This window comes from Halomonas sp. DP8Y7-1, from assembly GCF_019801685.1.
GTDB classification, from domain to species: domain Bacteria; phylum Pseudomonadota; class Gammaproteobacteria; order Pseudomonadales; family Halomonadaceae; genus Halomonas; species Halomonas litopenaei_A.
Map to the genome: position 1 here is coordinate 667,597 of NZ_JAHVIN010000005.1, position 14,290 is coordinate 681,886.

At 63.9% G+C, this 14,290-nt stretch carries 8 protein-coding genes; 2 read left to right on the plus strand and 6 right to left on the minus strand.

The window, feature by feature from the left end; translation table 11 throughout:
• Positions 1-17: 17 nt before the first annotated feature.
• From nirB to KUV41_RS08265, 4 genes are all read right to left on the minus strand, one after another.
• Complete coding sequence (nirB, locus tag KUV41_RS08250; protein WP_222485520.1) at positions 18-2,558, minus strand: nitrite reductase large subunit NirB; 2,541 nt, start codon at positions 2,556-2,558, stop codon at positions 18-20.
• Positions 2,558-3,892, minus strand: coding sequence for an NAD(P)/FAD-dependent oxidoreductase (locus tag KUV41_RS08255; RefSeq protein WP_222485522.1), 1,335 nt, complete (start codon positions 3,890-3,892; stop codon positions 2,558-2,560). Before KUV41_RS08255 ends, nirB begins: the two co-directional genes overlap by 1 nt.
• A gap of 225 nt (positions 3,893-4,117) precedes the next feature.
• Positions 4,118-5,176, minus strand: a complete 1,059-nt coding sequence (locus tag KUV41_RS08260; protein WP_222485524.1) for a CmpA/NrtA family ABC transporter substrate-binding protein — start codon at positions 5,174-5,176, stop codon at positions 4,118-4,120.
• Entirely contained in the window at positions 5,173-5,778 is a 606-nt protein-coding gene (locus tag KUV41_RS08265) for an ANTAR domain-containing response regulator (protein ID WP_315900247.1), read from the minus strand. The genes KUV41_RS08260 and KUV41_RS08265 overlap by 4 nt, the downstream gene beginning before the upstream one ends.
• A gap of 607 nt (positions 5,779-6,385) precedes the next feature.
• Here KUV41_RS08265 and KUV41_RS08270 point away from each other — a divergent pair.
• Together KUV41_RS08270 and cobA are read left to right on the plus strand one after the other, a co-directional pair.
• Entirely contained in the window at positions 6,386-9,196 is a 2,811-nt protein-coding gene (locus tag KUV41_RS08270; protein WP_222485526.1) for a nitrate reductase, read from the plus strand.
• Positions 9,197-9,350: 154 nt separating this feature from the next.
• Positions 9,351-10,244 carry a uroporphyrinogen-III C-methyltransferase gene (cobA, locus tag KUV41_RS08275; RefSeq protein ID WP_222485528.1) on the plus strand — a complete coding sequence of 298 codons (894 nt, stop codon included), beginning with the start codon at positions 9,351-9,353 and terminating at the stop codon, positions 10,242-10,244.
• Between the two features lie 109 nt (positions 10,245-10,353).
• On the opposite strand, the gene KUV41_RS08280 is transcribed toward cobA, so the two are convergent.
• Together KUV41_RS08280 and KUV41_RS08285 are read right to left on the minus strand one after the other, a co-directional pair.
• A complete protein-coding gene (locus tag KUV41_RS08280; RefSeq protein ID WP_206942958.1) occupies positions 10,354-11,658 on the minus strand; it encodes a fimbrial protein in 1,305 nt (434 codons plus the stop codon).
• Positions 11,655-14,270 carry a fimbria/pilus outer membrane usher protein gene (locus KUV41_RS08285; protein ID WP_222485530.1) on the minus strand — a complete coding sequence of 872 codons (2,616 nt, stop codon included), beginning with the start codon at positions 14,268-14,270 and terminating at the stop codon, positions 11,655-11,657. Before KUV41_RS08285 ends, KUV41_RS08280 begins: the two co-directional genes overlap by 4 nt.
• Between the last annotated feature and the right edge of the window lie 20 nt (positions 14,271-14,290).

The window sequence follows — 14,290 nt, forward strand, 5'->3', positions numbered from 1 at the left end:
CTGGATGGCGGGGTGGATCATGCCGGGCGCAGCTGACCGCGCTCCTGGGTGACAATGATGTCGGGGTCGGCGCGCTGATCGTTGACATAGCTGCGAAAGCGCTTGAGCTTGTCCGGGTCGGAGAGGGCGCCAGCCCATTCGCACTGATAGCTGTCGATGACCTGTTGCATCTGGCGCTCCAGCTCTGCACCGAGGCCGAGGCTGTCGTCCAGGATCACTGCCTTGAGATAATCGAGCCCGCCTTCCAGCTGCTCCCGCCATACCGAGGTGCGCTGCAGTCGATCGGCGGTCCGCACGTAGAACATCAACAAGCGGTCGATGGTCTGGATCAAGGTCTGGTCGTCCAGGTCAGTGGCGAACAGCTCTGCGTGGCGTGGACGCATGCCGCCATTGCCGCAGACATACAGGTTCCAGCCGTGCTCGGTGGCGATGACGCCGATATCCTTGCTCTGTGCTTCGGCGCATTCCCGTGTGCAGCCCGACACCGCGAACTTGAGCTTGTGCGGGGAGCGCAGGCCCTTGTAGCGGTGCTCGAGCCGCAGTGCCATGCCGACGCTGTCCTGAACCCCATAGCGACACCAGGTGCTGCCGACGCAGGATTTCACGGTACGCAGCGACTTGCCGTAGGCGTGTCCGGTCTCGAAACCGGCCGCGATCAGCTCGCTCCAGATGGCGGGAAGGTCCTCCAGGCGAGCCCCGAACAGGTCGATGCGCTGACCGCCGGTGATCTTGGTGTAGAGACCGTATGTCTTGCCCACCTGGCCCAGCACGATCAGCTTGTCGGGAGTGATCTCGCCCCCGGCAATCCGCGGGACCACGGAGAAGGTGCCGTTCTTCTGCATGTTGGCCATGAAGGTATCATTGGTATCCTGCAGGGGGATGTGCGCTGCGTCGGTAATCGGCTCGTTGAAACAGGAGGCCAGGATCGAGGCTACCGCCGGCTTGCAGATGTCGCACCCCAGACCCGGCGATCCATCCGGGCGCGGCGTACCATGCCGTGACATCAACTCACTGAAGGTCTTGATGCCTTCCACCCGGACGATGTCGAAGAGCTGCTGGCGGGTGTGGGCAAAGTGCTCGCACAGCGAGGTATCGACGTCCATGCCGCGAGCTGACAGCTCATGATCAAAGACGCTTTTCAGCAGGGCAGCGCAGCCTCCGCAGCCGGTGCTGGCCTTGGTGGCATCCTTGACCGCTGACAGGTCCTCGCACCCCGCATCCACGGCTGCACTGATCGCTCCCTTGGTGACGTTGTGGCAGGAGCAGATGGTCGCCTCCTGGGGCAATGCATCGGGCCCCAGTGCCGGCGCAGCCTCGTTGGATGGCAGGATAAGTGCGGCCGGGTCCACGGGCAGGTCAAGGCCGTTGGCGTAGTACTGCATCAGGGTGTCATAGGGGCCGTTGTCACCGACCAGCATGGCCCCCAGCAAGCGCTTGCCATCGGCGGACACGACCAGCTTGCGATAGATCTGCTGCAGCTGGTCAAAATAGCGGTACTGCTTGGCGCTGGGGTGACGGTTGCCATGGGCGTCGCCGATGGCGCCCACATCGACGCCCATCAGCTTCAGCTTGGTGCTCATGTCGGCGCCAGTGAAGGTCAGTTCGCCGCCGCTCAAGGTGTCTGCAGCCGCCTTGGCCATCTGATAGCCCGGAGCGACCAGGCCGAAGATGCTGTTGTGGTACAGGGCCACCTCACCCACTGCGAGAATCGCTGCATCGCTGGTGACGCAGTGATCGTCGATGACCACTCCGCCCCTCTCGCCGATCTCAAGTCCACACTCCCGGGCCAGTTCATCCCGGGGACGAATGCCCGCGGAGAACACGATCAGGTCGGTCTCCAGCACCTTGTCATCCTGGAACACCATGCGCAGGCGGCTGGCCTCGCCAGGCACGATCTCGCGGGTGGCGCGTTCGGTCAGCACCTGAACCCCGAGACCCTCGATCTTTTCTCGCAACAGCTCGCCGCCCTGATCATCGACCTGCATGGGCATCAGGCGGGGGGCGAATTCCACCACCGCCGTATCCAGGTCGAGTCCATGCAGAGCGTTGGCCGCTTCCAGCCCGAGCAAGCCCCCTCCGACCACCACGCCAGTGGTCGCGGTGCTGGCGGCATGGCGTATCGCGTCCAGGTCGTCCAGGGTGCGATAGACCAGACAGCCATCCCGGTCATTGCCCGCAATGGGCGGCACGAAAGGGGTCGAGCCCGTTGCCAGCACGAGCCGGTCATAGGCGTGTGTACCCTGCGGGGTGCGGACCTGCCGAGAGTCGCGATCGATAGCGGTGATGGCTTCGTCGAGGCGCAGCTCGATGCCGTGTTCGTGGTAGTAGTCCGCGGTCGACAAGGCCAGCGAGTCGGCGTCTTGACCGGTGAAGTAGTCGGACAGATGGACACGGTCATAGGCCAGGTGGCGCTCTTCGCCGAATACCGTGATGCGGTAGTGATGGTGCTGGCCGCGTTCGACCAGCTGTTCGATGAGGTGATGGCCGACCATGCCGTTGCCCACCACGATCAGGGTGGGGCGGGTGTCACGGGTGGCGGAGTCTGAACGTGTGGTCATCAGGCGGCATCCTGGTGGTGTGAAGAGTCGGAGTGAGGCGCTGCGTGGGCGCTGAGCAGAGCGTCGGTGTCGGCCTGGCCGAGCAGCAGGGAATGACGCACGCGGTCCAGACACGTACCTTGTTCGGCCAGTGAAAATAGCCATGGGCCCATGCGCGTGTCGCCGTACAGCACGGCGCCCTCGAGCTTTCCATCGCGCAGCAGCAGGCGACGATATTCGCCGGTATCGTGATAGCTCAGCACTTCGTGGCCGCTGTCTGGCTCGGTAGGACCGAAGGCATACAGGTCGACGCCCGACACCTTCAGCTTGGTGGCGCAGGGCTTGTCGCTGTAGGCATTTGCGGCCTCGCCGCTGAGACGGGCGGCGAGTATCTCGACCTGGCGCCAGATGGGCTCTACCAGGCCGTAGGTGCTGTCACCGAACTGGCAGCATTCACCCACCGCCGAAATGCGTGGATCGGATGTGGCCAGGCCGTCATCCACATGGATGGCCCGATCGCAGTGAAGGCCCGCCGCTTGGCCGAGGTCGATGTTTGGCGTAATGCCTGCCGCAATCACGACGCAATCGGCCTCCAGTGCCGTTGGCTGTCCGCTGAGGCGCACGCCACTGACTTTGCCCCCGTGATCGCCGATGATGGCGTCGAGACGAGCCTCAGTGTGCAGCGTGATGCCGCGCTGACCGAGTTCGGTGGCCAGCATGCTGGCGGCGACAGCGTCCAGCTGGCGGTTCATGACCCGCGATGAGCGCTGCACAACGCTAACCTGCATGCCTCGCCCGGCAAGCCCTGCCGCTGCCTCAAGGCCAAGCAGACCGCCGCCCACGACCACGGCGGTGCCGCCGGCTTCAGCGATGGCCGCCAGCCGGGCAGCATCGTCCAGGTCACGGAAGCCATGCACGCCTTCAAGGTCGATGCCGGGAATCTCGGGCATGGCACTGCGCGAGCCCGTGGCCAGCACCAGCTGGTCATAGCACAGTACTTCACCATCATCGCACTCGACGCGCTGGCGTCGACGGTCGATGTTTACCACCCGGGTGCCAAGGCGCTGGCCGACGATCGGAAAAGGGTGGTCATCAAGCGACAGGGCCATGCTTTCGCGCTCGATGTCTCCGGCAAGCCAGCTGGACAGCAGTATGCGGTTGTAGGCGGGGTGGGGCTCGGCGCCGATGAGGGTGATATGGCTCGGTGCCCCGGAACGTCCCTTGAGGCGTGATACCAGCCGATGCGCGGCCATGCCGTTGCCGATGATCACGAGGTGACCTGTCGTGGGGCTTGCCTCAGTCGAAGGTGATACGGTGCTCGGGTGTGCGGTATCCGCTTGCGTCTCGCTGGACATGGTAAAGGCTCCAAAAACGCCAAAGACGTCTCTCACTCCCCCAGCATTGGGGGGTGAAGAGACGTCTTTGTCTGAGTCGATGCGATCGCCGTTGATCGCGGCCGGCCAGGGCCGGTGTCATGTCAGTGAGTATCCAAGTTTCGTGCCGGGATACGCGGTTCTTCTTTTTTTACAACGTCTTGCTAAAAGATGAGGGTGCGTGGTGCAACACCACGACGGAGAGTACTACGGGGTGATGGCACTTGGTTGGTGCAACGCCTCGTCGTGATGCACGCTGCTGTAGCAGGTCTCCAGCGTGACGTCATCCAGCTCCCTCCCTCTGGCCATGAGCAGCGGTTGGAGCCGCTCGGCCATGCCGTAAAAGTCGCTGGGCTGAGGGCGCAGGCCTTCACTCAGCAGAGGATAGCCGGGAGCGCAGCCCACGGGCAGTTCGTCGAGATGAGCGACCGCCTCATCCAGGTAGGGGGGCAGTGAAAGCCATTCCAGCGCCTGGCGGCGGGCGCCTGCCGCGCTGTCCAGCCAACTGGCGGCGGCCCGCAGCGCACGGATGAGGGCGGCCAGCGTGTGGGGGTAGCGACGCGCCCAGGACGCGGTGACGCCCAGCACCTTCTCGGGATGGCCCGGCATCATGTCCGCGCCGCTGGCGATGACCTTGCCGACCTGTCGAAATTCAGCCTGGCTTCCCCAGGGCTCGCCCACACAGAACCCATCGATTTCGCCCTCGCGCAAGGCGTCCACCATTCGGGGAGGCGGCAGCGCGACCAGCTCCACCTCGCTGTCGCTGTCGATAGCGCCGAGGGAGAGCCATTCACGGAGCAACAGGTGCTGGCAGGAGTAGGGGTAGACCATGGCCAGCCGAGGCTTGGCCAGACCCCGGGTCAGGCAGTCGCGCAGGGCCAAGGCGGAGCCTTGCGGGCGGGGCAGGTCGCTGCGCACATCCAGCGCATTGGCCAGCCGCTGGGACAGCACCAGGGTATTGCCCTGGCGGCCCAGTACCATCGCGGCCAGCGTTTCGCAGGGCGCCCGTGACAGACCCAGGCTCATGGCCAGTGGCATGGGCGCCAGCATGTGGGCACCATCGAGGAGTCCGGCAGCGACCTTGTCGCGCAGTGTCGACCAGGCGTTCTCTCGTGACAGGCTGACATCGAGGCCCTGCGCGCTGAAAAAGCCGCCTTCCCTGGCGATGATCAGCAGTGCCGCGTCCAGCAGCGGGACGAAGCCAAGGGTCAATCCTGCGAGCTCTGGTGCGCTGGTCGATGCCTGAGTGGCCTTCCCTATGCTCATGATCCCTGCTCCAGTGGTTTGAGAATATCGATGACGTTCTGGGCGACCTGGGCGATGCGCTGGCCGCGGTCCATGGCCAGCTTGCGCAGCATCCGGTAGGCCTGTTCTTCATCGCAGCTCTGGTGCTTCATCAACAGGCCCTTGGCCTGTTCGATGCGCTTGCGGTCGGCCAGCTGATTGCGAGCCTTGTCGAGGTCTCTGCGCATGCCCTGAAAGGCCTCGAAGCGGGCGATGGCAACCTCGATCACGGCCTTGACCCGGTTGGCGGCCAGGCCGTCGACGACGTAGGCGCTGACCCCCGCCTTGACCGCTGCCTTGAGGGATTGCGGATCATGCTGATCGGCAAAGAAGACCACGGGCCTGGGATTTTCCCGTTGCAGCAGGGCCATGCTCTCCAGGGTGTCCCGGTCGGGGGATTCCATGTCGATAATGACCACATCGGGCTGATGCTGGCGCACCATGTCATTCAGGCTTGCCGGGCTGCTAAGCCGGCAGACGACCCGATGGCCATCGTTGGCCAGGGCCTCTTCGACCATGGCCGCGCGCACGATCTCATCGTCGACCAGCAGCACACTCAAGGTGTCAGGTTCAGGCATCGGCATAGAAGGCATGGCTCTTGTCGGGCGCTTGGTAAAGGTAACGGTGTGGGTGGATGCACTGTGTGGTGGCAACTTGCCTCTGGTGTCAGCTGACAGCTCAGGGCGGCGTCTAGGCTTCGCTGGCGGCAATATGTGTTCCACCTGGCTAACTATCTTTTTTAATCAGAGTGATAGCGATGCACGGCTACGGTGCACCGAGGGTTGAAGGGATGGGCGGGCAGGCAAGGGGCGCGAATTGCACCGGATGGGTGCGAAACAACGCTTCGCGGTGAACGTCGTGGTGCATGACCGCCTCGTTCAGCCGCAGGCAATGCCCTGGCGGGCCCAGAGCGTGAGCCTTCACGCAACAGCCAGGCGGTCGCCCTCGGGCGGAGCGGAAAGCCGGTGTCACCGGGCGCACCTGCCCTGGCTGCCGGCAACCTGGAAGGGGGTTCCTGCCAAGATGGCACGAGGTTTGCTTCTGTAGTGGAAAGCGCAGACATCGGACAGCGGCAGGTCTGCGCGCAACGGAAATCCAATGTGGGGTTTCCTCGGCAAAGACGCCCATTCAGCTCCTGGCCATGCCAGACGCTGAGTGGGCGTTTTGCGTGATGGCTCACAGGAGAAGGGGATGACCCAGACAGATCATGACGGCGTGCCAGCCCAGCCAATCCTCGACCATGGCGATGGCAAACAGGCAGGCACGCTGACCACCTGTCCCTACTGCGGTGTTGGCTGCGGTGTCGCGCTGAGTGCCAAAGGGGGGAGCGCCGTGGTCGAAGGCGATACCTCTCACCCCGCCAACTTCGGGCGTCTGTGCGTCAAGGGAACCGCGCTGGCAGAGACATTGGGCCATCACGGCCGCCTGATGATGCCGCGGGTCGATGGTCACGAGACCCGTTGGGAGCAGGCGTTGGATACGCTCGCCGAGCGCCTGCTCAAGATACGCGAAGCCGCGGGGCCAGGTGCCATCGCTGGCTATCTGTCGGGACAGCTGTTGACCGAGGACTATTACGTCGCCAACAAGTTGTTCAAGGGGTTCATCGGTACCCCGCACCTGGATACCAACTCGCGTCTGTGCATGGCCTCTGCTGTCGCCTCCTACAAGCGGACCTTTGGTGCCGATGCGGTGCCCTGCAATTACGAGGATCTCGAGGAGGCGGAGTTGGTCGTGCTGGTGGGATCCAACCTGGCCTGGAACCACCCGGTGCTCTACCAGCGGCTGCGGCTGGCCAAGTCGCGTAATCCCCTGTTGAGGGTGGTGGTCATCGACCCACGCGTCACTGACAGCTGCGAGATCGCCGATCTTTACCTGGGACTTCGCCCAGGCTCGGATGCGGCGCTGTTCAACGGGCTGCTTGCGTGGATGGCGCGCCATCAGCGACTGGACAGGGTGTACCTGCAGCGTCATACGGATGGCAGTGACGAGGCGCTGGAAGCGGCCTTGGTCGATGCTCCCGATATCGATGCGGTCGCGGCGGCGTGCGACCTGGACCCTGAGCGCCTGGAAACCTTCTACTACTGGTTTGCCACTCAGCTGCATGTGGTGACCCTCTACTCCCAGGGGGTCAACCAGTCGACCAGCGGTACCGACAAGTGCCAGGCCATCCTCAACTGCCACCTGGCCGGCGGCAAGATTGGGCTGCCCGGGGCGGGACCGTTCTCGATCACTGGGCAGCCCAACGCCATGGGCGGGCGTGAGGTCGGTGGCCTGGCCAACCAATTGGCGGCACACATGGATTACCACGCGCCGGGCGCGAGGGAGAGGGTGGCACGCTTCTGGTCGACTCAGACGGTGACCGCCACGCTGCCCGAAGGTCCAGGCTACAAGGCGATCGAGCTGTTCGAGGCGCTGGAGCGGGGAGAGATTCAAGCGCTATGGATTATCGCCACCAATCCTCTGGTCAGCCTTCCCAATAGTGATCGTGTTCGCGCCGCCATCGCCCGCTGTCCGCTGGTGATCGTGTCCGAGTGCATGGAGGATACCGAGCTGGTGGCGCTGGCGGACATCGTTCTTCCGGCCAGCGGCTGGTCCGAGAAGGACGGCACCGTGACCAACTCCGAGCGGCGCATTTCACGTCAGCGTGGTCTTCTTCCGCCGCCCGGAGAGGCGCGCCATGACTGGTGGATCCTGTGTCAGGTGGCCGCCCGCCTGGGTCTGGGGGAGGCCTTCGCCTACACCCATCCGGCCGAGATATTTGACGAACATGCGCGACTGTCAGGTCTCGACAACGACGGTCAGCGCGCTTTCGATATCTCGGGCCTGGCGGGACTTACCCGGCAGCAGTACGACGCCTTGGCACCCATTCAATGGCCGGTCACCCGCTCCGCTCCGCGGGGCACACCGCGGCTGTTCGAGGATGGTCGCTTCTTCACCGAGACCGGCCGAGCGCGGCTCTGGCCGGTCTATGCCAAGGCGCCACAGCAGACCACCAGCCCGCAGTTCCCGCTGCGCTTGAACAGCGGCCGAGTGCGTGATCAGTGGCACACCATGACTCGCACCGCCCGAGCCAGCCGGCTGATGAACCATCGTGCCGAGCCCTTCGTCGAGGTGCATCGTGACGACGCTGCAGCACTGGGCCTGGTCGATCAGGCACTGGCGTCGATCCGTTCACCCACTGGGGAAATGCGGGCTCGTGTGCGGGTCGCTCCTGGCCAACGCCGTGGTGAGGTGTTCGTGCCGATTCACTGGACCCGGCGCTTCAGCCACTCGCCGCAGGCTGGCGCGCTGTTCGGCGGGGTTACCGATCCGCTCTCCGGGCAGCCGGAAACCAAGCATGGTGCGGTGATGGTTTCTCCTCTGGTGCATAGCTGGGAAGCCACGCTAGTGCTCGGTGACGATGCCTTGAGCACTATGAGCGATTCACCGCGAGACGCGATGGCCAGCCTGGTCAAGGGCACCGAGTACTGGACGCGAGTACCGATGGCGGCTGGCGAGCGCTGGCAGTTGGCGGGGGATCTGCAGAGTGCCAGCCGCGACTGGCTGGCCTGGGCCCGCCAGCACCTTCCCGGTGAGGTGGGCCCGGTGCTGCAGGATCCGTCAGGCTGCCGCTGGCGCCTGGCCGGCTTCGATCAGGGGCGGTTGTGCTGGTGGCTGATGGTGGGACCGATGACCGAGCTGCCCGGGTTGGGCTGGTTGTCGCAGCGCCTGACGGAAGCGGCGAAGGGCGAGGTGATGGCCCAGCAGGATCGTCGCCGCGTGCTGGCGGGTTGCGATGATGGTGCCGCCGATCAGGGACCTATTGTGTGCAGCTGTCACCAGGTGGGCCGCACCCCGATTCAACGCGCGATACGTGCCGGAGACGATTCGGTGGAGGCGCTGGGGGCGAGGTTGGCGTGTGGCACCCAGTGTGGCAGTTGTCTGCCGGAATTGAAGAGCCTTGTAGAAGAGGAGAAGAGCCGTGGCGCCATCAAGCCCCCGCAGCCAGTATCTGCATGCTGAGAACCCGTCCCCTGGGGCATCGAGCGTCAAGGCGTCCGCCGCTGGTACGTGGCGCAACAGCCCTGTCTGGTCGCGATGGATGGGGCTAGCCGTGCCACTGTTGAAACGCCTCGGTGGAAGCCGTCGCAGGCTTCGGCGCAGCGGTCGATCTGCGATGTTCGATACACTGGCACGAGCGCTGTCGCTGCTGTTGGCGCGGCTGGCGACGCTCTGTCAGCGTGGCGCCGATCGCCTCGACAGGTCCGTGCCCATAGCGGCCACTGGCCCACGTCAGGGGCAGGTGTCGCTGGTGGGGGCGGGCAGTGGAGCTGGCGAGTTACTGACGCTGCTGGCGCTGGAGCGACTCAAGCACGCTGATGCCGTCGTCTACGACCGGCTGGTGGGGCCTGGCGTTCTGGCGATGATTCCGGCCGGAGTGGAGCGGCACTATGTCGGCAAGGCCCGCGGGCATCATAGCCTCGACCAGGCCAGCATCGGGCAGATGCTGGTCATGCTCGCGCGCCAGGGCAAGCGTGTAGTGCGACTGAAGGGAGGCGATCCCGGTATCTTCGGGCGTCTGGGAGAAGAGCTGGATGCGCTGGAGGCAGCAGGGGTGCCCTGGGATATTGTCCCTGGCATTTCGGCGGCGGCCAGTGCCGCTGCCGCCATGGGAATTCCCCTGACTGAGCGGGGCCATGCCCAGAGTCTTCGTCTGGTGACCGCCCAGCAGTGTCGCGAGGGCGGCGAGCCGGACTGGAGATCACTGGCGCGCCAGGATGAGACGCTGGTGTTCTACATGGGCCTGAACAAGCTCACTGCGATCTGTCGAGGCCTCATCACAGCAGGGCTCCCACGAGACTGGCCGGTGATGCTGGTGGCCAACGCCAGCCTGCCCGAGATGGCGTCAGTGGTGGGTACGTTGGCGGATATCGACAGCCGTCTGGCAGCCAGCCCGCTGCCGTCTCCGTGTCTGATCATCGTCGGCAGTGTGGTCAGCCGGGCCAAGCTGAAAGAGGCGCTGGTGGCAGAGCCTGCTATCACTGAGTCCGCCATCTCGGATCACCTGTAGCCGCCGCCGGACGCCGTCCTCTTTGCACAATCCTGGGGGATGGCGCCGCTTACTGTCAGCTGCGCCAGGTCGTTTCTGCGTGAGAGCCATGTGGGATGAGATGTCGGCATCACTTTGGTGCCAGGACGACCGTGGCGTGGCCGTTGGCGGTACCTGGCTCGACGTCACCGGTTTTCACATAGCGTGCCAGAAAATCGAGCATCAGAACCTCACCGCTGACCGCCTTCAGGTTGGTGTCGATCCAGCGGTAGGCGCTGTAGGCACTGCCCTCCGGCGTGATCGGCAGAGGCGCAAGGCTGCCGCTGTGCAGCAGTTGTATACCGACGCCCTTGGCATTCTGTGCACCGCTGTCCAAAGCGAGAATGCCCGCATCTCCGCTCGGATCGTACTCATGAATGTCGCCCAGCACCGCCCATTCGATATCACTGTCAGTGTGGCACCAGGCTGAGACGTGTACTGGTGTGTCAGGCACGTTTTGCGGGGGCTGCCCGAGTTCAGTGAAGCGGTTGGTACCGACCTTGCCGAGCGAGACAGTCACATTGCTGAATCCGTGGCAGGGATTCATGCGCACCTTGAGGGGTTGGGCGAAGGTCAGGCCAGTGAGACTGAACAGGTCAGCATTGTGGGCAGGCGGGGTGCTGAGGTCATTCATCAGGGAAAGCAGACTGTATCCCTCCCAGGCCGCATGGGTGAGGGTGACACCATTGACGCCAGGGTCGCCCGCCAGCTTGTAGAGGGTGACCTTGACGTAGAACGGCGGCATTTGACGCCAGTTGACCGCAAACTCGGCGTCTGGACACACGCTGGTCATCGGGGGATATCCCGCTGCGAGCCCAGTGCCGGCCTTGGCGTCTGTGCAGGGAATGCCATGCACGGGCTCGTCGAAGGGAAACAGGTTGAAGGCTGGATTGGTGTTGGTCCACTTGAAGGGCAGTGCCTTGCCTTCCACCATCAACTCTGTGGTGTAACCGACGCTGCCGCTTCCGCCCCCGCCGTAGGGATTGCCGGTGCCGCTATCGGTCATGACGTACATGCCTTCATCTGCTGCATCCGAGGTGATGCCAGGAATCGGCCAGTACCCCGTCGTCGCGGAGTAGTGCTGCCACAACAGCCAATACTTCACGGTATCTGGTGCGTACAGACAGCGAGCGACCCAGCCGCCGTTGATGGCATACAGTTGAGACGCGGGCAGTATGCCCACCCCGATGGGGGTGCCAATGGCCGTCGTGCTGTCCACCACGATCTCCGACCCGAAGTCGATCGGCAGGGGCCGGTTGTCCCATGGAGGGATGATTTCGAAGCAGTGCGCGCTTGCCCCGGGTGAAAAGAGGGCGGACGAGAGAGCCAGCAGCAGGCAGAGTCCTGGAAGCCAGCGACGGCAGAAAGGCAGGTAGCGGTGTTGAGGTGCCATCATCTCACGAGTTCCTGAGTCGGGTTGGGTGGGTGGGGCATACACTCCACTTCGACGATAGGGATGTCCGCGCTGCCCTTCGCAGGCATCACCCAGTCGGGCTTGGCCCAGCAGCGCTGGCCCTGGCCAAGCTCGACGGCCAGCACGCTTAGCGGAGCAAGGTCGCGTACCAGCAGCATGCCGCCAGCGCCGACTTGTCCAAGAGCTCGCCCGCCTGCCGTACTGACCTGGGCTCCGAGTGGTACGCCACGCCCTTGCTGCTGCAATACCACGACCACCGGCTGCCCGGACTGGGTGGCAAACTCGATAGGCACCATGGCGCCCGCATAGGGGGCAACACGAACGTTGGTACGCTGAAACTCCACCGCGGTAGAAGCACCGCGAGGGTCGAGTTGAACGTCGTTGATGCGATAGGGCGACAGGAACGGCACCAAGGCCTCTCCGTCGCTATCCAGCGTAAGATTGGCGGCGTTGGTCACCCGTGCTCCGGCTCCGCCCTCGGCTCGCACCAGGCCCACGGTGTCGCCGGTGCTTTGGCCAAAGGTGATGCCATGGCGGTGCATCAGTACTGCGCCGTTGGCCCCAAACGACATCTGTTCGTAGTCATCACTGTGGGAGCCCGACAAGGTGTATTGTCCCACCGACGTGTTGGTGGACAGGTTGGCGCCGTAGGAGCGCTGATCGTAGCCGTTCCCCGTGGACTGGCTAGCGTGTATTCCGTAGGCCACGGATCTCTCGGCGCCCAGATTGCCGGATACATTCAGGTGGTGAGTATCGTTGCTTGCCGAGTCATGGCTGGACGACACCGTCATGCGAGGGGCAAAGGCGTTGTTGGATAGCGGCAGAGAAACGGAGACCAGCGCCCTGTTCTCGCTGTCGCGATCGTCGTTTTCGGTGCGCGATAGGCTCAAATTGACGCTTAGCCTGCCAAAGGTGCGTGTCAGGCCGAGTTGATAGGTCGACTCCGATCCGTCTCGATGCCAGTAGTCCGCCACGGACCCCGTAAATGACAGGCGGGAGCGCTCACCCAGTGGCTGGCTGATATTGAACTGCAGTCGGTTTCGCTGGCTGGCGTCGCTGTGGTAAACGCGCTCGTCGTACTGGTCATGTCCGTAGGTGGTCGGGGCGTCTTTCAGATAGGCGGCGTCGCTCAAGGACAGGTAGCCGGAGCTGGAGTAGCGATAGGCAGCCAGGTTGATATCGGTATCGCTGGTGATCAGGTGCCGACTGTAGGAGGCCTGCAGGCTCCAGCCATGGCGATCCTCATCGCGCAGGCGGGCATCCGAGTACTGGGCATCGACCCCCACGGCGCCGAAGCGGGTATTGAAGGCCGCGCCAATCAGCGGCGACCAGTAGTCCTCGCTGGCTTGCAGTCCGGTGTAGCCGGTCAGGGCATTGTTCAACCCACGTCGATAGCCAACCTCTGCCAGCAGTGGAGCATCATCGATACCGTCGCTATTGAGCTGCCCTGCGGCCAGATAGAGCCTGGAGTGTCCGGGCCGCAGCAGTCCCGGCAGTGCTGCGTAGGGCACGCTGTAGCGCTCTATGCTGCCGTCTGCCTCGGTCACTTGAACGTCGAGGTCGCCTCCGTACCCGGTCGGGTAGAGGTCGTCGATGACGAAAGGACCAGGGGGAACGCTGGTTTCGAGCAGGCGCTTGCCTTGTTGAGTGATGGTGACCTTGGCCTGAGTGCGCGCTGTTCCTGTGACCACAGGCGCGTAACCGCGCTGGCTATCGGGCAGCATACGGGGCTCACTGGTCAGGGTGACGCCCAGTACCGGGACAGAATCGAATAGCTCGCCCCGGGTGTTGACCTCGCCAAGACGCAGCAGGCGTTGCTGGTCGGCCAGCGGACGCTGCACATAGTGGTGCAGACTGTCCCAGTCGACATGGCCCTGGTCATCCCGGGTGGCATTGAAGTCGCTGCGGTACTGCCATAGCCCTAGATTGGCAGCAATCGAGGCGCCCAGAAAGGTACTGTCGAAGTGCTCCCCATCAATGCTGGATCGATAGCTGTTGAAATGGTAGTTGGTCAACACAGCGGCCTCGCCGACGGCCCAGTGCTCTGCATCTACCTGGCCCCGAGGTCGTTGCTGGATCAAGGCCTGGGGCACGCTGAGTCGAGCGCTGAGGGAGCCGCGATCCAGCGTCAGGGTGATGCCAGACGCGACGGAGGCGGCGTCGATGTAGCAATCATCCAATGGCGTCGATAGGCAGCGCTGCTCGAGGGCTCGGCCAATCTCTCTATTCAGCGGGACTTGTTGCCAGCTCGACAAAGGCAGGCTAAGCGGTTGTTGCCCGTCTTGACTTTCCTCTATGCGCAACAGGTGGCGACCCAGCGATTGCTGGTTAACGCTCAGCTCAACCGAGTAGTCTCCCGGTACCATATAGTTGGCCTGGGAAAAGCGGCTGATGTCCAGGCTGGCATCTTCCAGAAATACCGGGTTGAACTGCACCTGGTCGGCGAAGGCGAGGCAGGGCAAGACCCACAATCCCAGTGCCACGCAGGTAAGAGGTCGTGCCCGCCGTTGCCGGTGAGGACCGCGGCAGTGTGCTGCCTTGATGGGCATCCGCTGAATCAGATGTGACCAAGGCGGCAGGAGTCGTGTTGTCATGGAACACACGCCTGATCAGT

Bases quoted from the DNA above. Each gene is read 5' to 3' on its own strand.
- KUV41_RS08260 (WP_222485524.1), bottom strand. From the start codon at position 5,176: ATGAGCATAGGGAAGGCCACTCAGGCATCGACCAGCGCACCAGAGCTC.
- KUV41_RS08280 (WP_206942958.1), bottom strand. From the start codon at position 11,658: ATGATGGCACCTCAACACCGCTACCTGCCTTTCTGCCGTCGCTGGCTT.
- KUV41_RS08285 (WP_222485530.1), bottom strand. From the start codon at position 14,270: ATGACAACACGACTCCTGCCGCCTTGGTCACATCTGATTCAGCGGATG.
- cobA (WP_222485528.1), top strand. From the start codon at position 9,351: ATGTTCGATACACTGGCACGAGCGCTGTCGCTGCTGTTGGCGCGGCTG.
- KUV41_RS08265 (WP_315900247.1), bottom strand. From the start codon at position 5,778: ATGCCGATGCCTGAACCTGACACCTTGAGTGTGCTGCTGGTCGACGAT.
- KUV41_RS08255 (WP_222485522.1), bottom strand. From the start codon at position 3,892: ATGTCCAGCGAGACGCAAGCGGATACCGCACACCCGAGCACCGTATCA.
- KUV41_RS08270 (WP_222485526.1), top strand. From the start codon at position 6,386: ATGACCCAGACAGATCATGACGGCGTGCCAGCCCAGCCAATCCTCGAC.
- nirB (WP_222485520.1), bottom strand. From the start codon at position 2,558: ATGACCACACGTTCAGACTCCGCCACCCGTGACACCCGCCCCACCCTG.